Genomic DNA, 20,770 nt, shown 5'->3' on the forward strand with positions numbered 1-20,770 from the left:
TCACTCCGACAGCAGCGTCGACACCCGCGCGTTCTCCTTCAGACGGAGCCCGGCCCCGCCGACGACCAGCGGGACCCGGTCCAGCGACTCGACGTGCAGCGTCGGGTGGAAGGCCCCCCGCGCCAGGAGTTCGTCCCGGGTCTGCAGGAGGAAGCGCTCGTCGCTCGGAACCGTGAGCGACTCGTTGTACTCGATGAGGTATCGGCCGCTCTCGAGGTTCCACCAGCCGTAGTCGTCGTCCGGGTTCCGCCGTTCGGTCTCGACCGCCTCGAGTTCTGCGGCCGTCAGTTCGCCGCCGCCGAAGTCGACCCGTCCGGGTTCGGCGACGCGCGAGATACCGGCGACGGTGAGGTCGAGGCCCCGGCCATCGGTCTGGGTCGGTTCGTGGACGATATCGTCGACGAACTCGGTCAGGTCCATGCGCGGAGCGTGGGACCGACGGACCGAAAAACCGACGCTGGACCGGGGTCGCGGACGCGGCCGGACCCTACGCCGGGGTCGGCGACTCGACCTTCGAGACGTACGCCGTCAGGTCCGTCGTCGAGATCATGCCGATGACGCCCTCCGTCTCGTCGACGACTGGGAGGTGGTGGAAGCCGCACTCGATCATCCGGTCGGCCGCGTCCTGGATGGGTTCCTGGGCCGTCGCCGTCTCCACGTCGGTCGACATGTACTTCGAGACGGACGTCTGGTCCTTCGGCTTCTGTTCGGCGACGATCTTCACGAAGTCCGTCGACGTGAGGATGCCCTGGAGGGCGTTCGTCTCGTCGACGACGACCACGGACCCGATCTCGTTGTCCAGCATCACGTGCGCGGCGTCCTCGACGAGCGTATCGGGACTCACGGTGTAGATCCCCGACGACATGAGTCGGGCGACGAAGATATCGTCCATGGCCTCCGTATCCAGTGCGCCGTGTTAAGCGTTGTCGATTGTGCAGGTTCTTGCCTGCATCCGGCACGGGGGCGGCGGTCCGGGCGGCGGCGAATCCGGGCGCGGCAACAGGGTTATCCCCCTCCAGTGCCGCGTTCCGACGCGGGCAACCGCAGCAAACCCACCATGCCCGAGAACACGCACGCGACTCCCGAGAGTCACGAGTACGACCGTTTCGCGGAACTCGCCGTCGAGAGCGCCGACTACGACCGCGTCGACGAGTTCCTGAACAATCGCGTCTCCTTCACGCCCCGCGAGTGGGCCATCGCCCGGCTCTGTGCGGACTTCCGGACCGGCACCGGCGTCGAGATGACGAAGATCGGCGAGCACCTGCCGGAGCTCGTCCCCTTCATGTCGGAGCCCTACAGCCGCCAGGCCGTCTACCAGGCCAGACGGGACTTCGAGGAGAAGGTCCGGATCGCCGGCGCGACGTTCCTCTACGGCGCTTACTCCGAGTTCGTCACCGCCGACGAACTGGACGACCTGATGTACGAGGCCGTCGAGACCGCCAAGTTCCTCCTGGAGGTCGAGGGCGCGGACGTCTCCCTGGAGGACGAACTCACCACCGAGGAGCGCGTCCGGACCGCGATGCAGGAGGTCCGCGAGGCCAGCGCCGAACTCCGCTACGACCGGTGTCCCCACTGCGGCGAGCAGCTGGGCGACGACTGAACGGACCACACCTCACCGGGATCCGTCCGAGGCTACAGCACGCGGCTCGACGCCGGACTAGACGGCCGAACCGCACCACGGGGCGACGACGCCGGACCTAAGCACGTTGGAGGTCGGGTTTTCCCCTTCAACCGACTCCGGTAGGGTACGGTACAACGACGATTTTCGGGACGGCTCCCGCGTCGCTCCGCGGTGATGCGAAACCAAGGTGGAAAACACCCAACCCTACCATGCAACTCAGTCTCGAACTCGAATACTGGACGGTGGACGATACGGGTGCGCTGGCATCCGCAAAGCCGGTGCTCGACCGCGTCGATACGCTACACGCCGAGAGTGCCGACCCCATGCTCGAGGTCGTCACCGATCCCTGTGCCGACGTACCCGAACTCCGGGCGGAAGTGGCCGCCAGACTCCGGGAGGTCCTCGAAGTCGCTCGCGAGGAGGGACGTCGGATCGTCCCGCTCGGTACGCCGCTCAACGCCGGGCCGATCGCCACGAACGACGGCCCGCGGACGGAGATCCAGCGTCGGGTCCTCGGCGAGACGTTCGACTACGCGACCCGCTGTGCCGGGACGCACCTGCACGTCGATCAGATCGACGGCGCCGAGGCCGACCAGTTGAACCTGTTGACCGCGCTCGATCCGGCGTTCGCGCTCGTCGCGAGTTCCCCGTTTCACCGGGGGCACCCCGTGGCTGCCTGCGCGCGTAGCCACGTCTACCGGCGGACGTGTTACGCGGACCACCCCCGACTCGGCCGGCTGTGGCCCTATGTCGAGGACGTCGACGAGTGGGAGGAACGGATCGACGAGACGTTCGATCGCTTCCGTCGGCAGGCGCTGTCCAGCGGCGTCGACCCGGAGGCGTTCGACGAGCACTTCGCTCCCGAGGACTCGATCTGGGCGCCCGTCCGGTTGCGCGAGAAGTACGGCACGGTCGAGTGGCGCGCGCCAGACACCGCACTGCCGGGACAGATCCTGCGACTCGTCGAGGACGTCCGGGACGTCCTGGCACTCGTCGAGGACCGGCGCGTGGAGATCGGGGGGCGCGCCGGAATCACGTCGTCCAGCGTGTCGCTGCCGGCCTTCGACTGGCTACAGCAGCAGGTCGATACGGCCATGGATCACGGGCTCGAATCGGCCCCGGTCGGGCGGTACCTGGCGTCGATGGGGTTCGACCCTGCCAGCTACGCTCCCATCTCGGCGGAACTCGACGACGTCGTTCACCTGTCCCGGTCGCGATCGCGGGCGCTTCGCCTCCGGTACGCCGACCGGCTCGAGCGGGACGTCGGCGCCCTCGCCGTCGAGCGTGCGCCGACGCGGTGGGGCGTGGCCTGACCGTCGGTCCCCCCTCGGCGAGGAGGCCGACCCGGCCGAGTAAGTACCCGCCGCCGCTCAAGCCAACCGACAACCAGCGTTTTTGCCGCGACAGATGCAGTAAACGGTATGTCCACCGCGCCGAATCTGGGCGAGATATTCGACCGGGCGGTCGACGAGGGCGAACGACGCCTCGACCAGTCGCTCCTGGAGCTCGTCTCGACGAGCTTCATCGCCGGATTCACCATCGTCTTCGGCATCGTCGGGCAGGTCATCGTCCACGCCAGCTTCGCACCGGAGTTCGGCTCGGTCGCGCGGGTCTTCGGCGCGCTCGCGTTCGGCGTCGGGATGGTGTTCCTCATCGTCGGCCGCGCGGAACTGTTCAACGAGAACTTCTTCGACCCGGCCGCGGTGGTGACCGACCGCAGCGTCGGCGACGTTCTCCCCTCGATACTCCGGTTGTGGGCGCTGACGTTCCTCTTCAACCTCCTCGGCGGGGTCATCCTCGTGGCCGTACTCTCCGTTCCAGGGGTGCTGCCGCACGGCACCGGCGAGGCGCTCCGGACGACCGCCCAGGAGGTGGCCCACCGCAGCCCCGTGGCCAGGTTCGCCAGCGGCATCGCGGGCGGGACGCTCGTCTCGCTGCTGTCGTTCCTCCTCGTCGCCGTCGACAGTGTCGGTAGCCGGGCTGGGATGGCCTACGTCGTGGGGTTCCTGCTCGCGCTCGGCCCGTTCGACCACGTCATCGTCACGCTGCTGCACCTCTCCTTCGGCGTCCTCGCCGGCGCGCCGATCGGTCTCGCCAGCCTGGCCGGCGTCGCGCTCTTCGTCACGGCCGGGAACCTCGTCGGAGGCATCGGCCTGGTCGCGACCACCCACGTCGCACAGGCGGTCGGCGCGAACGAGTCGCGGCAGTAAGCCCCGGTTCGGAGCTCTCGGTCTCAGAGCCCGGGGTAGGGGCCCTGCTTGGCCTCGGTGAGCCGGTCGACCTGGTCGTCCGAGAGGTCGATCGTCGCGGCGGCCAGGTTCTCCTCGAGCTGGTCGACGGTGCGGGCGCCGACGATCGGCGCGGTGACGCCGTCCCGGTGCACCAGCCACGCGAGGGCGGTCTGAGCCGGCGTGGCGTCCACCTCGTCGGCGACCGCGTCGAGCTCGTCGTGGAGGTCGAAGTTCTCCTCGGTGAGGTACGCCTCCTCGAAGCGGCTGGACTCGGCGGCGCGGGACTGCCCCGTCAGCCCGTCCTCGCGGTCGTACTTCCCGGTCAGGAAGCCCTGGCCGAGCGGGCTCCACGGGCAGACCGCGAGTCCGTAGTGGCGGGCCATCTCGAGGTAGTCGCCCTCGATCTCGCGGTCGACGAGGTTGTACCGCGGCTGGACGACCGAGAACGGCTCCCAGCCCTCGCTGCGGGCGATCTCGTTGGCCTTCGCGACCTTCCAGGCGTTCGGCCGCAGCGTCGACGCGCCGAGGTAGTGGACCTTCCCTGACTCGACGAGCCCATTCAGTGTCTTCATCAGCTCTCTGGCCGAGGTCTGGTCGTCCCAGCGGTGGATGTACAGCAGGTCGAGGTAGTCGGTGTCCAGCCGGTCGAGGATGCGCTCGACGCGGTGGCGGACGTTCTTGCGATTCGTCCCGCGGCTGTTGGGGTCGTCCTCGCGGATCTGCCAGTAGACCTTCGAGGCGATCGTGTACCGCTCGCGGTCGCGGTCGGCGAGCCAGTCGCCGATCCAGCGTTCGGCCTTGCCGTTCCCGTAGACGTCGGCGGTGTCGATGAAGCGGCCGCCCGCGGCCTCGTAGGCGTCCAGCAGCTCGTGGCCGCGCTCCTCGTCGATCTCGACGTTCCCCGCCTCGGTCTCCTTGCCGAACCGCCAGGTGCCGAACTGGAGTTCGCTGGTCTGCAGGCCCGTCTCCCCCAACTGGACGAACTCCAGGTCGACGTCTTCCAGGTCGGTCATGCTACACGAGGCCACGACCGAGACGCCCTAAAGGGTTCAGCAACCGGCAGGGAAGCGACGAGAGAACCGTCCGCGAACCTGCCGACCGGCGGACAACCGGTTCGAGTTCAGTTCCCGCGGAGCCCGTAGTAGACGGTCGCGACGGCGACCGCGATGACGTAGCTGACGACGACGAACGGCGGCCAGTACACCCAGAACTCGTAGTTCTGGGCGACCACGCTGCCGACGATGGTCATGAACATCATGAGGAAGTACCCCGGGGCGGCCAGGGGCGTCCACAGCCGGCCGTCGACGGTACCGGCGATGACCGGCAGGACCAGCAACCCGAAGACGGCCGCCGTCACGGGGCGGGCCAGCGGCAGGTTGCGGAACACCGTCATGACTCCACCCGCTCGACGCCGTGGCGCTCGAGCAGTCGCTCTACGATCTCCAGCGTCCAGTCGATCTGCGTCCCGAGGGAGACCAGGACGCCGGTGGTCTCGATGATGTACCCCGGCCGCTGGAGCTCGCCGGCGACCTTGTGCATCAGCAGGGGGGCGCCGCCCGACAGCGGGCCGGAGACGGCGAACTCGTGGTACGGCATCGTCGTCGGCACGACCTCGTCGTTGACCGCCTCGATGACCGCCCGAGCGTGCTCCTCGGCCTGTGCGGTGGGGAACACCGCCTGGCCGACCCACTCGGCGTGCGTCCCGAGGATGCCGCGGGAGCGATGGAGGTCGAAGACGACGTCCGGGTCGTGCTCCGTCACCGTCTCCCAGAGCGCTCGCGCGAGGTCCGTCGTCGGCTCCTGGCCCGTCGGGAACTTGCGGTTCAGGTCGCCCTCGGGACCGCTGCGCTGGTGGTCGTCGATCGCGAGGACGTTGGCCCACGGGACGACGACCAGCGTCCCCCGGTCGATCGTCCAGCCGGCGATCTCCTCGGCAGCGCGGTAGCCGCTGACCTCGTTGCCGTGCATCCCGCCGACGACCATCACCGTCGGCCCCTCGGTGCCGGAGTCGAGCTCGTAGACCGTCGTCTCGCGGTCGGTCCCCTCCATGATCGCCGTGGTCGTCGCGCTCATCGCCTCGCCCGGCTCGGGCGCCGACCGCTCCACCGGACGGACGGCTGCCCATCCCGCCGCGGTACCCACAGCGCTGGCTGCGGCGACCCCGACGCCTGCGGCGAGAAAGCTTCGTCTATCCATCGGTCCCCGGTACACTATGCTCTGCTATCGTTATCGAATTGCTAAGGGAGCCGTAAGCTGGGCTTCACCGGTACCGGTCGCGTTCTCGGAATCCCTACTGACCTCCTGGACCGTCGAGTTCGCGTTCGATAGCAGCGCGGCAGGTCCCACACAGGGACACGCTAGTGTGGTTCGTGTTTCTGACCTGCAAGTCGTACGACTTCGCGTCTCCCTCCCCGCAGTTGATGCAGTTCCCCTGGCCCATACTATCAGTCCTACTCTCTGGTGATATAAATTATCGGTTGAGATTGTGTGATGTATTTGGCCGCTTGCGAGCCTCATCTTCCCTGTAATTCGGCGAAGGTTTTTGGTCGGAGCAGTAGATTACTCAGAAACCATGACAGGCCTGTCGGCCCCAATCTGCGGATTCACCAGAGTTCTCTGGGCCCGTATTGGGGCTACAGGGCTCCGACAGGCCAACTCGAATCATCTTACCAGATTGAAGGAGATGATGCGGCGATGACGGATGATAACTCCTCGAAATCAGTCGTTCCCCGGTTCGAGTCGCTGGTCGGGCGATCGGGAGTCCACGTCCACGACCCGGTTGAGGATGTTCAGGCGATGCTGTTCACCGACCGGCAGGTCGATCCGGAACCTGCTTCTCCTGATGGATTCGTCTACCCCGTCGACAGCGCTACTCGCTTCTATGTGTCCAGAATTCGAACACCGTTCCTCATCGATATACTGGTGCGTAACAGGGAAGGGGACATCATCGAAAAAATTAGCCCCGAGAATCCTGGCACGGACGTCCGCGACGCTGACTATCTGATCGAGTTCGCGGGTATGGGGATGAAGATGTACGCCAAGGTAGACGGATGCGGTTTCCACATCGAACCAGGGGAGGACGGGATAGATATCCAGTTCAACCAAGAAACGGCTCTGAAGATTGGGGCACGATCGACACACTTCCAGCCCGCCCGGACACTCAAGACCACGAGCAAACCCGAGGACCTGATGGAGGCCGTCTCGCTGTTCGGGAACGCGATGAAGACCTGGTCGCCTGAACGAACGTGGCCATCCCTCCGGGGGCACCCTCCCCTTATCGAACTTGACACCGAACCCGATATTCCGGACGGCCTCACTCCGCCGGAGACTGCTATCGAGATTTCGGTCCCACCGAAGCACGCGTGGGTCTATCCAGTCGCACCGCTGGCCTACTGGCTTGGTGCGACTATCAGACCAGGCGACCCTGAATTACAGGTCGATGGAAAAACGTATGTCCTGGGTGACGGAGCGGGCTATGCGGGAGAGACAGAGCGAGAGGCCTTTGAAAAGCACCTCCAGGACGTACTCCAATTCAGTTTCATACTGGACTGTGCAGCCAGAACAGAGGGATTCTACGATGCCGAACTAGATGCTCGACGGCGTGTCGAAGCCGTCGGTCTCCCGCTTGACTTCGAGAGATTATACGAAATGCCGATCGCAGGTAGGCTTCGGACGTATCTCGAATTGGATATCTCCTTCGAGGAGATGGCAGGCCGAATCGGCCGACCCGATTGGCGGCTCACTGCAGACGTACAGCCCGATCCGAACCGCGCCACGTCGCTGCCGTTCTTGGCCCGTGATCTGGCGGTCGTCCGCTGTCCGACGTCGTCGAAGCTCGATCAGACGAGCGAGACGGTGACCGAAGGGATGGAGGACGTCTTTGCCAGATCACCCTCACCGGACGTGGGGTCGGTCGCCAATACAGGGGCGGAGGTAGCATACAGATCCTCCTTCACGTCGAATTCGTCACAGTCGTCTCGGGCCGGCGAGCGTATAATCGGACTCCCGGAGACCGATAGTATGTCCCAGGCATGGATCGGGGACGGATTCGCTATCGGTGCCGCGAAGGCGAGCACGCAGTCGTACCTCCAGCGGCTCGAACAACACGCTGAGGATGCATCGGGAATAAACATCGACGTCGTCGTGAACGACGCCGAGATGGCCGACGAGGCAACGGTGTCGGAGATATACGGGACTCGCGACCACCTGGAATTCGACATCGACCTCCATCACGACCTCTCTACAGACGACCTCGCCGACGTGTTCGAGAGTGAGACCGATTTCATCCATTACATCGGGCACGTCGACCCGGAAGGTTTCGACTGTCACGACGGATATCTCCACGCCGATCAGCTCGAGACCGTCTGTGCTGACACCTTCGTATTAAACGCTTGCGCGTCGTACGAACAGGGTCAACTCTTGGTCGACAACGGCGCGATAGCCGGGGTGGTTACGCTGGAGGACGTTATCAACTCGTTGGCGACGAAGGTGGGGAAGACCGTAGCGAGGCTGCTGAACTTCGGATTCCCCATCGGAAGCGCCACCTCACTGATCCAAGAGACGATATTCACGGGCTCGAACTACGTAGTCGTAGGCGACTCGAACGCTGCATTGGCTCAGTCCAACGTTGCCATCCCGAACGTCGTCCGCGTAGAACTAAGAAAGGATGGCAAGTTCGACGTCACGGTCGAGACTTTCGCCAGTTGGAACTACGATACTGGCTCGATGTACCGTCCGTACCTTGACCGGTGTGACTGCCACTACGTCGTACCTGGGGAGCTCGACACCTGGCGAGTCGGGGACCCGGCACTAGACGAGTTCCTCAACATCTCAACGTTCCCAATTATCGGCTGTGGTAATCTCTACTGGTCAGACGAGATTACCGCAGAAGATCTACGCGAACAACTTCGCTCCTACAACTGATACGATATCTCAAGGGAGAAAACCGTTCAGTCTTCTGTAGCACTACGCTGGTTTGCAAGTGCTACGAGTGGTTCCTCGGTGATGAGGCGTCTCTCCTAGGTTCAAAATAGGCCGAACAGCTTGACGCAGTACGATCGTTCTTACGGGCCCATGTAGCAGGCACCGTTAGCTGCCGCCACGCCGGTCTGCGAGAGCAGCAGCAGCATCGTGAACAGGACGCCAGTCATCTTCGGGTGTTCTGCGAGCAGGGCCTTGACCGAGCTGTCGTTTGCTGACATGACATCACCGCTTGGACGCATCAGTAAATAAAACTACCTTAAGATTTAAGACATGTATATCAATCGTGTAGGTAAGGATTCCGGCCGTATCGCGGCCCGAAATAGCTGATATTGCCGCAAACGCCACTTCTGACCCTATCCAGGCGTCAGAGCCCTTCCTTCAGATAAAGGGCGGAATCTCTACTGCCGAGAAGTGACAGCTGTCAGTGACTTCGAGACGCTGACCGGTCGCTGTCCTTCGAATTCTCGACTCCGCACGACCGAAGCCGCGAGCGTCGGTCACCACGGGCGAAGTTCACGCGCGCCACAGCGGTCGAGCGTCGCGGGCAACCGCGAGACTAATCCGGCCAGTCGCCGATGTGCCCGGCATGGAACTGGAGGAGTACTGGGGAGTCGGCCCGAAGACGCGGGCCACGCTGGAGGGGTCCATCGGCACCGAGGCCGCCATCGCGGCCATCGAGTCCGGCGACGTCCGGACGCTGGTCGACGCGGGCCTGGAGCCGAGCCGGGCGACGCAGGTCCTGCGGCGCGCCCAGAGCGCGGAGGGGATGGACATGCTGGCGACGCGGGACGCCCGCTCGGTCTACCGCGACATCATCGAGCTGGCCGCCGAGCACGCCGTCAACCGGGAGGCCGCGGGACGCATCCGGACGCTGACGCCGCTGACCGACCTGGACCGCATCGCCGAGCGACAGGACTCGGTCGAGCGCGCACGCGAGACGTGGGCCGGACTGGACGACGGGACCCGGGAAGCAGTTCTCGAAGCGTTCGAGGCGTACGACGACGTCGGCGGCGGGGAACTCGCCGCCGTCGAGACCGCCGTCGCGATCCAGGAGACGGGCGCCTCGGGGCCGGCCTTCGAGCCCATCCTCGAACTCGACGGCGAAGCACTCGAGGACGCAGCCGTCGCGCTCCGGGCCCTCGGCGGCGGTCACGTGGGATCCGGCGCGGACGAGGAACTCGAACGGCTGCGGGAGGCTCGCGAGACCGTGGACACGATGTCGGCGAACGCGTCCTCGCTGGTCGAGGAGTTCCGCTCGAACGGCGTCCGCGACACCGCGGCGTTCCAGGAGGCGCTCGTCGAGCACCTCCGCAGCGAGACGGCGATCGACTCGGCACGCATCCGCGAGGCGATGGCTACGGAGGCCGTCGACGCGACCGGGTTCGTCGACGAGACGCTGCGGACGCTCCGGCGGTCGCTCGACGAGGCGGTCGACGAGCGGGCCGCGGCGGTGCGCGCCGACCTGGAGGGCGACGTCGAGGCCGCCGGCGACGACGTCGAGCGCGCGAGGACGGCCGTCGCCGAGGTCGCCCGCGACCTCTCCCTGGGCCGGTTCGCCGACGCCTACGACCTCCGGCGGCCGGAGTTCGTCGACGGCGACGCCCTGGCGGTGGCCGGCGCGAGGAACCTCTCGCTGGTCGACGGCGGCGAGGCCGTCCAGCCGGTCAGCTACGCCGTCGGCGACCACGACCTCGGGGGCGCGCTCGCGGGGACGAGCGGCGACCAGGTGACGGTGTTGACCGGTGCCAACAGCGGCGGGAAGACGACGCTGCTGGAGACGCTCTGCCAGGTCGTCATCCTGGCGCACATGGGCCTGCCAGTCCCCGCCGACCGCGCCCAGCTGTCGCCGTGCGACCGCGTCGTCTTCCACCGCCGCCACGCCAGCTTCAACGCCGGCGTCCTCGAGTCCACGCTGCAGTCGGTGGTCCCGCCGCTGGTCTCCGGCGACCGGACGCTGATGCTCGTCGACGAGTTCGAGGCCATCACGGAACCGGGTCGGGCCGCCGACCTCCTGCACGGGCTGGTGCGGCTGACCGTCGACGAGGGGGCACTCGGGACGTTCGTCACGCACCTCGCCGACGACCTCGCGCCGCTGCCGGAGCCGGCCCGCACCGACGGCATCTTCGCGAAGGGGCTGACCAGCGACCTGCAGCTGGAGGTGGACTACCAGCCGCGGTTCGGCGAGGTCGGGCGCTCGACGCCGGAGTTCATCGTCTCGCGGCTGGTCGCCAACGCCGACGACCGCGCCGAGGAGGCGGGGTTCCGGACGCTCGCACGGTCGATCGACACCGAGGTCGTCCAGCGGACGCTGTCGGACGCCGCCTGGGGCGGCGTCGAGGGCGAGTAACGCGTCGATCCGCCGGCATCGGGCGACTCGAGCGCCGAAAGCGGCGATACCTATTCAGGGCCGCAGTAAATCTACCAGCCATGAGTGTTGGGGGCTAAGGGGATGGGCGTCCGGAGCACATCGGTCGAGCAGCGCCTCGCAGCGGCGCTGCCGTTCGCCCCCGATTCCGTCCTCTACTTCGTCGCCGGCCTGTTCGCGGTCACCGGTGCCATGGCGACGTCCACCGGCGAGTACGACGCCGTGAGCACGTTCCTCTTCGAGGGGTTCGTGAACGTCGGGCTGGCAGCGTTCGTCGTCGGCGCGACGTGGCTCTACCTGGGGCGGTCGGAACTCCCGCGGTCGTCGTGGTGGAACGTCGTGACCGGCTACGTGGGCGGCATCCTCTTCATCGGAGTCCTGTTGCTGTGGGCGAACCTCCCGGCTCTCCTGTCGGGAGCGTCGCTGCTGCTGCTCCGCGAGGACTTCGTCTTCTTCGGGAACCTCGGCGGCCTGTTCGGGTTCTTCGTCGGCGTCAGCCGCGCGCGCAGCGAGTACAACCAGCAGCTGCGGCGGGAGCTGGAGGTCAGCAACGAGCTCGTCGAGAGCAGCCAGGAGGCCCTGTGGATGTTCCGCGACGACTGGTCGGAGCTGCTGTACGCCAACGCCGCCTTCGAGGAAATCATCGGGCAGTCCATCGAAGCGCTCGAGGCGGACCCGACGTCGTTCATGGCGGCGGTCCACCCGGACGACCGCGACTTCGTCCGCGAGCAGACCCGGCAGCTCTCCGACGGCGAGGCCCTGGAGTACGAGATCCGCGTCAACCCCCACGAGGAGTACGGCCGGTGGGTCTGGGTGGCCGCCCAGCCGATCTTCCGCGACGGCGAGCAGGTCGCCATCTCGGGGTTCGCCCGCGACATCACCGACATGAAGGAGCGCCAGCGGCGCTTCGAGGCCATCTTCAACCAGACCTACCAGTTCACCGGGCTGATGGCGCCCGACGGGACGCTGCTCGAGGCCAACGACACCGCGCTCGCCTTCGGCGGCATCGACCGCCGCGACGTCGTCGGCAAGAAGATCTGGGACGCCCACTGGTTCCGGATCTCCGAGGAGACCCGCGAGCGGACCAGGGCGGACGTCGAACGTGCGGCCGACGGCGAGTTCGTCCGCCACGAACTGGAGGTCCAGGGCGCCGACGGGACGGCGATCATCGACTTCTCGATTCGGCCCATCACCGACGACGACGGCGAGGTGACGCTCCTCATCCCGGAGGGCCGCGAGATCACCGAACTGAAGGAACACGAGGAGCGGGTGGTCAGCCTCCACGAGACGACCCGGCGGCTGTTCCAGGCGGAGACGCGGACCGAGGCGGCGGAGATCGCGACCGCCGCCGCCGCCGAGATCCTCGACCTGCCGGTCAACTCCATCTGGTTCCACGACGCCGACACCGACGCCCTCGAGCCGGCGGCCTGGACGGCGGAGGCCGACGAGATATTCGGCGACCACCCGACGTTCCAGGCCGGCGAGGGGCTCGCCTGGGAGGTCTTCGAGTCCGGCGAGCCGGAACTATTCGACGACGTGCGGTCCAGACCGGAAGTTCAGAACCCCGAGACGGAGATGCGTAGCGAGATGATCCTCCCCCTGGACGACGCCGGCGTCTTCATCGCGGGCTCGACGACGACCGCGGAGTTCGACGGCCGGCAGGTGTCGCTGGCCAAACTGCTGGCGACGAACGTCGACTCGGCGCTGGAGCGCATCGACAAGCAGCGCGAACTCGAGGCCAGACAGCGCGAACTCGAACACCAGATCGAGCGGCTCGACGAGTTCGCGGGCATCGTCTCCCACGACCTCCGGAATCCGCTGTCGGTCGCGAAGGGCCACCTCGAGTTGCTCGAGGCGGACCTGGACGGCGACTCCCGCGAGGACGTCCGGAAGATCGACGACGCGCTCGAACGGATGAGCCGGCTCATCGACGACCTCCTGACGCTGGCGCGGGCGGGCGAGCAGCTCGACGACGTCCGGCCCGTCCGGCTCGACCGGGTGGTCCGGTCGGCGTGGAACGCCGTCGAGACGGACGGCCACGACCTGCGCGTGGACCTCGACCAGCGGGTGCCGGCCGACGAGAGCCGCCTCGCACAGCTCTTCGAGAACCTCTTCCGGAACGCCGTCGAGCACGCCGGCGAGGGCGCGTCGATCACGGTCGGCGCGCTCGAGGACGGCGGCGGCTTCTACGTCGCCGACGACGGGCCGGGGATCCCGGAGAGCGAACGCGAGGACGTCTTCGACGCCGGCTACTCGACGAACGCCGAGGGGACGGGCTTCGGGCTCAGCATCGTCAAGGAGATCGTCGACGCCCACGGCTGGGACATCACCGCGACCGAGTCGGCCGGCGGCGGCGCGCGGTTCGAGGTGAGCGGCGTCTCCGAGCGGGCGTGATCGGTCGCGGAGCCGGACATCTACGGGAATTTATTCAATAGCTAGTTCTGGTTATAATTAGGTTTAATACGGCCACCCGGCTTGAACGAGTATGACCGACCGGGGGCCGGGGACGCTCGAAGACGAACTCACCGTGCTGTTCGTCGACGACTATCCGGAGTACGCGAAGGCCGGCGTGGAGTACCTGGAGCGTACCGACGACGCCATGGAGGTGCTGTCGGAGACCTGCGCGGAAGCCGCCCTGGAGCGGCTGTCGATGGACGCCGTCGACTGTGTGGTCTGCGACTACGAGATGCCGACGATGAACGGCGCCGAACTGCTGGAGTCGGTCCGCGAGGACCACCCGGCGCTGCCGTTCATCATCCTGTCGGGCCACGAACCCGACCGGCTGGCGCCGAGCGTCGAGGCGAGCGCGGCGGTCGTCCTCCAGAAGGGCAGCGGCACGCACACCTTCGAGCAACTGCGCTCGCAGATCAGGGAGCTCACCCCGGCCGAGACCGGCTTCTGTTTCGACAACGTCACCGGGTGACCGGACCGCCCGTTGGCGTCCGACGACTGGCCGGTTCCAGCGCGCCGCTCGACCGGACGCCGTTCGGACGCACCGAACACCTACCTGTTTCGACCGCCTAGCTAGGGTATGGAATACAGCCAGCGGCCGCGCTCCGGCTCCTCGCTCCGTGACCTGGTGGCGGCGGTTGTGACGGTCCTCGCTGTCAACGCCCTCGGTGCGAGCCCGTCGGTGTTCATCGGGTCCGACACCTCCTGGATCGACCGCCCGTGGCTGTTCCCGCCGACGATCGTCTGGACGGCGCTGTTCACGCTGATGGGCGTGGCACTGTACCTCGTCGGGCGGCGCGGACTCGGCCGCCGCGACGTCAAGGTCGCGCTGGCCGCCTTCGCCGGCCAGTTCACGCTGAACCTGGCGTGGACGCCGGTCTTCTTCGGCCTCCAGCGACCCGGGCTGGGCCTCCTCATCATCGGTGCGCTGTGGGTCGCGATCGTCGGGACGATCGCCGCCTTCGACCGCGTCGACCGTCGAGCCGCCGCGCTCCTCGTGCCGTACCTGGCGTGGGTGTCCTTCGCCGCCCTGCTGAACTACGCCATCTACGCCGGCTGGTCGTGAGGGCGTACCGGAGAGCATCTCGCCAGTCGGCGTCGCATCGAAGGCTAACGGACTGCCTGCTCGTGCCGGCGGCCGTCAGATCCGACAGGTCCGCGGGTCGCCCGCTCGGCCGAGGAAGAACACCAGGAACAGGACGCCACCGAGGCGCAGCAGCGTGCCGTCGAAGGGCAGCGCCGCCATCGCGCCGGCGAACCCGAGGAGGCCGAGCAGGCCGGCGCCGCAGCTCGCACAGCCGGCCGCGAGGAGCCCCGGGACCACGCCGGCGACGGTGGAGACGCCGGAGTAGCGGACGCGACGGACGAGCGCGGCCGCGTTCGTGACCGCGACGCCCGTCAGGAGCGCGTACGCCGCGAGGAGGCAGATACCCAGCCAGCCGCCGTTCAGCTTGGCCTCCTCCGTCAGCACGGCGACCGCCCAGGGCAGGTCCGCCGGGTCGCGGGACAGCAACTGCATCGAGAACTGCGGGAAGCTACTCAACAGGACGAGAACGTAGCTCGCGAGCGTCACGGCACCGGCTGCGAGCAGCCGGCCGTCGGAGGTGAGCGGGAACGCGAGCGCGGCCCGGAGGTCGCGCACCCAGGCTCGGGCGGCCGCCGTCCAGGCTCCCGTTGCGGTCGACCCGACGTCGCTCATTTCTCCAAGAGGCCGTCGATGGCCTCGGCGAAGTTCTCGTAGGGCTGGGCGCCGGCTACCGTATTCACGTCGCCGCTCTCGCGGTGGTACATCACGAACCCGGGCGTCCCCTCGACGCCGGCCTCCTGGCCGGCCTCCAGGTCCGCCTCGATGGACTGCACGAGTTGGTCCCGCCGGGACTCCCGGCACTCTTCGACGGCCTCGAGCGGCACGCCCTCGGTCCGGTCGGTGATTTCGGCGAAGGTCTCGTCGTCGGCCCAGTCGTGGCCGTCCGTCGACTGGGCGTCGAAGACGGCGCGGTGCCAGGCCCAGAACGCCGCCGGGTCGGAGTCGGCGACCTGCCGCCAGACGCAGCGACCCCACACGATCGCGGGCATCGAGTAGTCGTCCATGATCGGATAGCCGAGGACGACGAGCCGGACCTGGCCGGTGTCGACGTACTCGTCGACGAGCTTCGGGAACGTCTCCGTCTCGAAGCGCTTGCAGAACGAGCAGAGGTACTCCGTCCAGTAGTAGACGTCGACCGGCGCCTCGGGGTCCCCGGCGACGGGTCGGCCGGCGAGGTCGATCCCGTAGCCGGTCGTCCCGTCGTTGGTCTCCTCCGGCGTGTCTTCGGTCTCCGTCTCCTCGCCGGCCGTCTCTTCGGTGGCCGTCTCCTCGCTCGACGCCTCGGTGCTCTCTCGGGTGGCGTTCGAACTGTTGTTGGTGTCGAAGGTCGCGGGGGAGTAATCGGCATCCGAGGTGGCCGGCTCCGACGAGCGGTCCGACCCCGACGCGTAGTACGCGACGCCACCGCCGAACGCGAGCGTCCCGCCGCCGGCCAGAAGCGCGCGCCGCCGCGTGATGGTTTCCTCGGAGTCCATTGTCTACGAGTGACATCATCGAACCGTCAAAATAGTGTTTCGGTCGACACTTCTGGGGCCGCGGCGCTCCCCGCCGTACCGAATGGACGTCCCAAAGCTACGGCAGCGCTTCCTCGTCGTCGTACGCGATCGGCAGCTCCGCGGTCAGCGCCCAGAACGCCGTGACGCTCCGGACGACCTCGGCGTACTCGTCGGCGTCGGCCGGTCTGTGGAGACAGGCGTTGGCGTGCTTGTCGTAGGCCGTCTCGAGGTCGCTCCGCGATTCGGGGTCGGCGAACGCGAGCACCGGCAGCCGTCGGTAACGGGCGTCCGTCTTGACGGTCTCCAGGGCCGACGTCCCGCCCGCCGCCGACAGGTCCACCAGCAACAGGTCGGGCGTCGGCGCGTCCTCGTAGCCGTCGTCGCGGCGGAGCCACGAGACGGCGGCCTCGCCGGTGTCGACCACGTGCAACCGCCCGGGCGAGTCGCCGTCGTCGAAGGCCCGCTCGAGGGATTCCACCGCGTCGTCGTCGTCCGCCACCAGCAGGATGTCGATATCGCTCATCTGTCGGGGCGATCTAGTCCGGCTCCTGGGCAGGGACCCTGCCAGCCGATGTCGGCGGGTCGCGGGGTCGGCGGGTCGCGGGGTCGGTCACCGTCGGTTCGTTCAGCCATTGCTCCTACTACGCCCGCCGTCCGTGTTAAACGTAGGGCGGGGCTCGGCGGGGGACGTCGGGGACGGCGGACGGCCCGAGTGCTACTGCAGCAACAGGAGCGCGCTGTACCCGGCGACGCCGGCCGCGAACGCCCAGAAGTGGCTCTCCCGATCGGACGGGAGCTCCTCCTTGATGACGTTGAGGACGATGCTGCCCGCCAGGAACGCGAAGAGCACGGCCAGGTGGAGTTCGCTGACGGGCGTGACGTAGCCGACCGCCAGCCCGACGAAGACGGAGCCGGCCAGCAGCCAGCGGGCGTAGTGGCGATAGGCCCGACCGTGGTGTTCCCGGAGGCTGTAGTCGTTCACCAGGAAGTGCAGCGCCATCGCCACGAAGAACAGCAGGAGGCTCTCGACGCCCGTCTCCTCGCGGTGGAGCAGCAGGTACCCGACGAGGGCGTTGTAGAGCGCGAACGACCCGATGTGGAGCCAGAAGGCCCCCGTGGAGTTCCCGGGGCCGGTGTCGCCGTCCGGCGCGTCGTCCTGCCTGACGAACTGCTCGAGGCCGTAGAACACCGTGAACCCGAGCAGCGCGACCAGGTAGACGTGCTGTTCGAACTGGACGAGGACGCTCCCGCTCTCCTCGATGGCGGCGCCGCGGTGCTGGAGCTCCGGCAGCAGGTGGACGAAGACGTAGGCGACGGCGCTGCCGCCCGACAGCGACAGCCAGGGGCTCCGCGGGACGACGTCGAGGAGCAGCAGCCGGTAGGCGAACAGGTGCACCGCGGCGAGGCCGGCCGCGAGGACGACCGGCAACACGGTCGGGACGGCTACCGCTCCGACGGCGGCCGGTGGACCGACGAGGTGCATCGCGATGCTGGCGAGTGAAATCATCTGTCGACCGGGAAGGGCTCGTGTGGAACGACGCCCCGTCGACGGGAAAAGCCATCGTCGAGCGGACCCGTGCGGACGGCGATCCCCGCCACTCGTGGACCGAGCGTCGACGGGAACCGCACGTCACGGGAAACGCACGGAACGCACGGACGTGTATCGTGCGCGCGTGGAATCTGGCAGATCAGTGCAGATCGCCGTCACGCAGCCGAACGTCGACTGCGCGTGCTAGGTGGGTGATTCCACCGAGATTCGAGAAACCTGCTCCATCGGCTATGCCGACTGGCTCGGTGGAACGGTGTGTCGAAGGCGTCCGACGCCCGGGCGTCAGTCCGAGCCGGCCGCGGGCCGCTCGCTGCCCTTCATGCCGGCCTCGTAGCTGGCGTCCTGGATCTGCTTGAGCCGCTCCTCGTGCTGCTCCTCGGCGTACCCCGTGAGGTCGATGATGTTGTCGAGGTCCATCTCCTGGCTGGCGTCGTAGCCTTCCGGATCGCGGGCGTCTTCGTTGAGCAGTCCGCCCTTGACCAGTTCGAGGAGCTCCGCGAGGGTGTCCTCGACGTCCGCCATGTCGACGGGGCCGTCCTGGGTCAGCTGGCGGAGCTGCAGGGCGCCGAAGCCGACGTGGCGGCCCTCGTCGCCGCGGATGTAGTTCAGCCCCTCGTCGAGGCCCGGCAGCTCCGGCGTCACCGGCGAGATCTTGTCGCGACCGAAGATGGACTGCAGGCCGTAGTAGCCCGACTCGGCGAGCATCCCCTCGATGGTCATGTGGTAGTGGCAGTAGGCGTTCGAGAGCGCCTCGGGGGAGTCGTCCTCCAGGAGGCGGTGCATCGCCTCCTCGTTACGGTCGAACAGCTCGACGTAGTCCGACCCGAACCACTTGTCGTCGTACGGCGAGGAGATCTCGTGGCCGAGCTCCTCCTCGACGGGGTTGATGACCTCGGTCCAGTAGCGGTGGAAGAACTCTGCGTGCTTGGACTCCTCGTAGAGCTGCGTCGTGATGAACATCTGGTCGTTGATGTCGTCGAGGACCGTCGCCAGGGGCGCGAGGTCCTCGGTGACGGACTGCTCGCCCGCCCCGAACCGGGCCAGCGGGTCCTTCAGCCCGTCGAGGGCCCCCGGCGCGTGAACGAGGTCGGCCTCCATGAGGTTCTGGCGGTCCTCCTCGAGGTCGATCGCGCTGGGGTCCCAGTGTCGGATGACCTCCGTCCGGTAGTACTGGAAGGGCTTGCTCTCGGGGTCGATCTCCGTGGGTTTCTCGTACGCCATACCGTAGCATACGTGTCGAGGACCGACAATTGTTCGCCTCCCATAGCAGGGGAATGTCGTTGCGCGAAGGGCCGCACGCGGGCCGGTCGGAACTATTTACCGCGTGGCAGGAGGGTGGTCGGTATGGACGAGTCGCTCGCCGACGCCCAGCAGGCGATCGCCGCCTCGTCGACCCCCGGCGAGGAGTTCCAGCAGCTGTCGCCGCGACGGCAGCGCGACGTGTTCTTCCACCTGCCCGAGACGGTCCGGGAGTCGCTGGTCGCCGACATGGACCGCGACCAGCTCCAGCGGTTCGTCCGCCGGCTCGACCCAGACGAGGTCGCGGACGTCCTCGGGCTCGTCGAGGAGGGGACGCGGGAGGCGGTCCTCAGGCGCCTCGACGCCGACCGCCGCGAGCGGACCGAGTTCCTCCTGGAGTTCAGCCCGGAGAGCGCGGCCGGGCTGATGCACCTCGACTACGTCACCGTGGACGTCACCCGCGACCTCGAGGCGGTCGCCCAGCGCGTCCAGCGCCACGAGGACCGGACCGGCCGGCTGCCGACCGTCTTCGTCACCGACGACGAGAGGCTGCTGGGCGAACTGCCCGGCCAGACGCTCGCGATGACCGACGAGCCCGACCTCGACCTCGGAGAGCACGTCGTCGAGACGCCGACGGTCGCCGCCGACAGCTCCGAAGAGGAGGTCCTCGACGTCTTCCGGGCGAACCCCGAGAGCTCCGTCGCCGTCCTGGAGGACGACGGCAGCATCCTCGGGGTCATCTACGCGGAGGACCTCCTGCGGCTGGTCGACGAGGCGGCCAGCGAGACCCTCTACGAGTTCACCGGCGTCCAGGAGGAGGAGAGCGTCCTCGACGGCCCCCTCTCGAAGGTCCGCTACCGCTACAAGTGGCTCATCATCAACCTCGGGACGGCGTTCCTCGCAGCCGGCATGGTCGGCGTCTTCGAGGACACCATCCAGGCGTTCACGCTGCTGGCCGTCTACATGCCGGTCGTCGCCGGCATGGGGGGCAACGCCGGCACGCAATCGATGGCGGTGACCGTCCGGGGGCTGGCGTTCGGCCAGATCTCGCTGGCGACCGGCGGCCGGGCCGTCGCCAACGAGGTCGTCGCCGGCGCCGTCAACGGCGCCATCACCGGCGTCCTCGTCGCCATCATCGCCTCGGTGTTCAATCAGAGCCCGCTGCTGGGGCTCGTCCTCGGCGTCTCGATGGTGTTGAACCTCATCATCGCGGGGTTCTTCGGGACGACCATCCCGCTGGTGCTCGACAAGGTCGGCAAGGACCCCGCGACCTCCGCGACCATCTTCATCACGACGGCGACGGACGTCCTCGGGTTCTTCATCTTCCTGGGGCTGGCCCAGTCGGTCCTCTAAACCGGACCTCCCGAGGGGCATCCGTCGTCCCCGGTGCAGACGCGGAGCGAGCCTCGGGGCAGACGCCTTTATCCAGCGCGGCGGCGTAGCCACGGGTATATGCCCGAAGAAGTTCTGTTCGAGTCCGAGAACGTCCAGAGCCGCGAAGAGATCGCCGTCTACCTCCGGCGGGTCGCCGAGCGACTCGACGGCGGCGACGCAGTCACCCTGAAGGCGGGGAGCGAATCCGTGACGATGGAACCGCCCGCCCGCCCGACCTTCGAGGTCAAGGCAGAACGGGAGGGCCCGGCCGACGGTCCCGGCGAACTGAGCATCGAGTTCGAGATCGAGTGGGACGAGACGGACGGCGGCGGGGCCACGGACGGATCGCTCCAGATCGAGTGACCGCCGGTCGC

General features: G+C 67.5%; 21 protein-coding genes. 10 read left to right on the top strand and 11 right to left on the bottom strand.

The features are described from left to right. Both HWV07_RS15060 and HWV07_RS15065 read right to left on the bottom strand, forming a co-directional pair. Entirely contained in the window at positions 1-420 is a 420-nt protein-coding gene (locus HWV07_RS15060; RefSeq protein WP_178335100.1) for a dCTP deaminase/dUTPase family protein, read from the bottom strand. Positions 421-487: 67 nt separating this feature from the next. Then, positions 488-892 (bottom strand): CBS domain-containing protein, encoded by a 405-nt coding sequence (locus HWV07_RS15065; RefSeq protein ID WP_178335101.1) that lies wholly within the window; start codon positions 890-892, stop codon positions 488-490. A 165-nt stretch (positions 893-1,057) separates the two neighbouring features. Here HWV07_RS15065 and HWV07_RS15070 point away from each other — a divergent pair, with 165 nt between their 5' ends. From HWV07_RS15070 to HWV07_RS15080, 3 genes are all read left to right on the top strand, one after another. Then, positions 1,058-1,600, top strand: coding sequence for a DUF5806 family protein (locus tag HWV07_RS15070; protein WP_178335102.1), 543 nt, complete (start codon positions 1,058-1,060; stop codon positions 1,598-1,600). A 230-nt stretch (positions 1,601-1,830) separates the two neighbouring features. Then, positions 1,831-2,934: a glutamate-cysteine ligase family protein gene (locus HWV07_RS15075; protein WP_178335103.1), complete on the top strand. Its 1,104-nt coding sequence runs from the start codon at positions 1,831-1,833 to the stop codon at positions 2,932-2,934. A gap of 108 nt (positions 2,935-3,042) precedes the next feature. Then, positions 3,043-3,831 (top strand): formate/nitrite transporter family protein, encoded by a 789-nt coding sequence (locus HWV07_RS15080; RefSeq protein ID WP_178335104.1) that lies wholly within the window; start codon positions 3,043-3,045, stop codon positions 3,829-3,831. Between the two features lie 23 nt (positions 3,832-3,854). Here HWV07_RS15080 and HWV07_RS15085 read toward each other — a convergent pair whose 3' ends face one another. The 3 genes from HWV07_RS15085 to HWV07_RS15095 all read right to left on the bottom strand — a co-directional run bounded on the left by HWV07_RS15085 (position 3,855) and on the right by HWV07_RS15095 (position 5,925). Beyond that, complete coding sequence (locus tag HWV07_RS15085) at positions 3,855-4,865, bottom strand: aldo/keto reductase (RefSeq protein ID WP_178335105.1); 1,011 nt, start codon at positions 4,863-4,865, stop codon at positions 3,855-3,857. Between the two features lie 107 nt (positions 4,866-4,972). Further along, positions 4,973-5,245, bottom strand: a complete 273-nt coding sequence (locus HWV07_RS15090) for a hypothetical protein (protein ID WP_178335106.1) — start codon at positions 5,243-5,245, stop codon at positions 4,973-4,975. After that, positions 5,242-5,925 carry a M14 family metallopeptidase gene (locus HWV07_RS15095; RefSeq protein WP_178335107.1) on the bottom strand — a complete coding sequence of 228 codons (684 nt, stop codon included), beginning with the start codon at positions 5,923-5,925 and terminating at the stop codon, positions 5,242-5,244. Before HWV07_RS15095 ends, HWV07_RS15090 begins: the two co-directional genes overlap by 4 nt. A gap of 621 nt (positions 5,926-6,546) precedes the next feature. Between HWV07_RS15095 and HWV07_RS15100 the strand changes: the two genes are divergently transcribed. Beyond that, positions 6,547-8,775: a hypothetical protein gene (locus HWV07_RS15100; protein WP_178335108.1), complete on the top strand. Its 2,229-nt coding sequence runs from the start codon at positions 6,547-6,549 to the stop codon at positions 8,773-8,775. Between the two features lie 140 nt (positions 8,776-8,915). On the opposite strand, the gene HWV07_RS15105 is transcribed toward HWV07_RS15100, so the two are convergent. Beyond that, complete coding sequence (locus tag HWV07_RS15105; protein ID WP_178335109.1) at positions 8,916-9,053, bottom strand: DUF7503 family protein; 138 nt, start codon at positions 9,051-9,053, stop codon at positions 8,916-8,918. Positions 9,054-9,421: 368 nt separating this feature from the next. Here HWV07_RS15105 and HWV07_RS15110 point away from each other — a divergent pair, with 368 nt between their 5' ends. The 4 genes from HWV07_RS15110 to HWV07_RS15125 all read left to right on the top strand — a co-directional run bounded on the left by HWV07_RS15110 (position 9,422) and on the right by HWV07_RS15125 (position 14,717). Then, positions 9,422-11,182, top strand: coding sequence for a MutS-related protein (locus HWV07_RS15110; RefSeq protein WP_178335110.1), 1,761 nt, complete (start codon positions 9,422-9,424; stop codon positions 11,180-11,182). A gap of 84 nt (positions 11,183-11,266) precedes the next feature. Continuing rightward, the gene (locus tag HWV07_RS15115; RefSeq protein ID WP_178335111.1) at positions 11,267-13,594 is read left to right on the top strand and encodes a PAS domain-containing sensor histidine kinase; all 2,328 of its coding nucleotides are present in this window, start codon (positions 11,267-11,269) and stop codon (positions 13,592-13,594) included. A gap of 91 nt (positions 13,595-13,685) precedes the next feature. Then, positions 13,686-14,123 (top strand): response regulator, encoded by a 438-nt coding sequence (locus tag HWV07_RS15120; protein WP_178335112.1) that lies wholly within the window; start codon positions 13,686-13,688, stop codon positions 14,121-14,123. Between the two features lie 108 nt (positions 14,124-14,231). Continuing rightward, positions 14,232-14,717: a TspO/MBR family protein gene (locus HWV07_RS15125; RefSeq protein ID WP_178335113.1), complete on the top strand. Its 486-nt coding sequence runs from the start codon at positions 14,232-14,234 to the stop codon at positions 14,715-14,717. Positions 14,718-14,792: 75 nt separating this feature from the next. On the opposite strand, the gene HWV07_RS15130 is transcribed toward HWV07_RS15125, so the two are convergent. The 5 genes from HWV07_RS15130 to HWV07_RS15150 form a co-directional block, all read right to left on the bottom strand. Continuing rightward, positions 14,793-15,350, bottom strand: coding sequence for a hypothetical protein (locus HWV07_RS15130; protein ID WP_246279777.1), 558 nt, complete (start codon positions 15,348-15,350; stop codon positions 14,793-14,795). Further along, a complete protein-coding gene (locus tag HWV07_RS15135; RefSeq protein ID WP_178335114.1) occupies positions 15,347-16,213 on the bottom strand; it encodes a DsbA family protein in 867 nt (288 codons plus the stop codon). The genes HWV07_RS15130 and HWV07_RS15135 overlap by 4 nt, the downstream gene beginning before the upstream one ends. 97 nt (positions 16,214-16,310) lie before the next feature. After that, positions 16,311-16,757, bottom strand: coding sequence for a response regulator (locus tag HWV07_RS15140; protein ID WP_178335115.1), 447 nt, complete (start codon positions 16,755-16,757; stop codon positions 16,311-16,313). 192 nt (positions 16,758-16,949) lie between these two features. Next, positions 16,950-17,741 (bottom strand): hypothetical protein, encoded by a 792-nt coding sequence (locus tag HWV07_RS15145; RefSeq protein WP_246279778.1) that lies wholly within the window; start codon positions 17,739-17,741, stop codon positions 16,950-16,952. Positions 17,742-18,065: 324 nt separating this feature from the next. Continuing rightward, the gene (locus HWV07_RS15150) at positions 18,066-19,004 is read right to left on the bottom strand and encodes a ferritin family protein (protein WP_178335116.1); all 939 of its coding nucleotides are present in this window, start codon (positions 19,002-19,004) and stop codon (positions 18,066-18,068) included. A 123-nt stretch (positions 19,005-19,127) separates the two neighbouring features. On the opposite strand from HWV07_RS15150, the gene HWV07_RS15155 reads away from it, so the two are divergent. Both HWV07_RS15155 and HWV07_RS15160 read left to right on the top strand, forming a co-directional pair. Beyond that, a complete protein-coding gene (locus HWV07_RS15155; protein ID WP_178335117.1) occupies positions 19,128-20,375 on the top strand; it encodes a magnesium transporter in 1,248 nt (415 codons plus the stop codon). Between the two features lie 99 nt (positions 20,376-20,474). After that, on the top strand, positions 20,475-20,759 hold the full coding sequence (locus HWV07_RS15160; protein WP_178335118.1) for an amphi-Trp domain-containing protein: 285 nt from the start codon (positions 20,475-20,477) through the stop codon (positions 20,757-20,759). The last annotated feature ends 11 nt before the right edge of the window (positions 20,760-20,770 follow it).

Source organism: Natronomonas salina, assembly GCF_013391105.1.
Taxonomy (GTDB): domain Archaea; phylum Halobacteriota; class Halobacteria; order Halobacteriales; family Haloarculaceae; genus Natronomonas; species Natronomonas salina.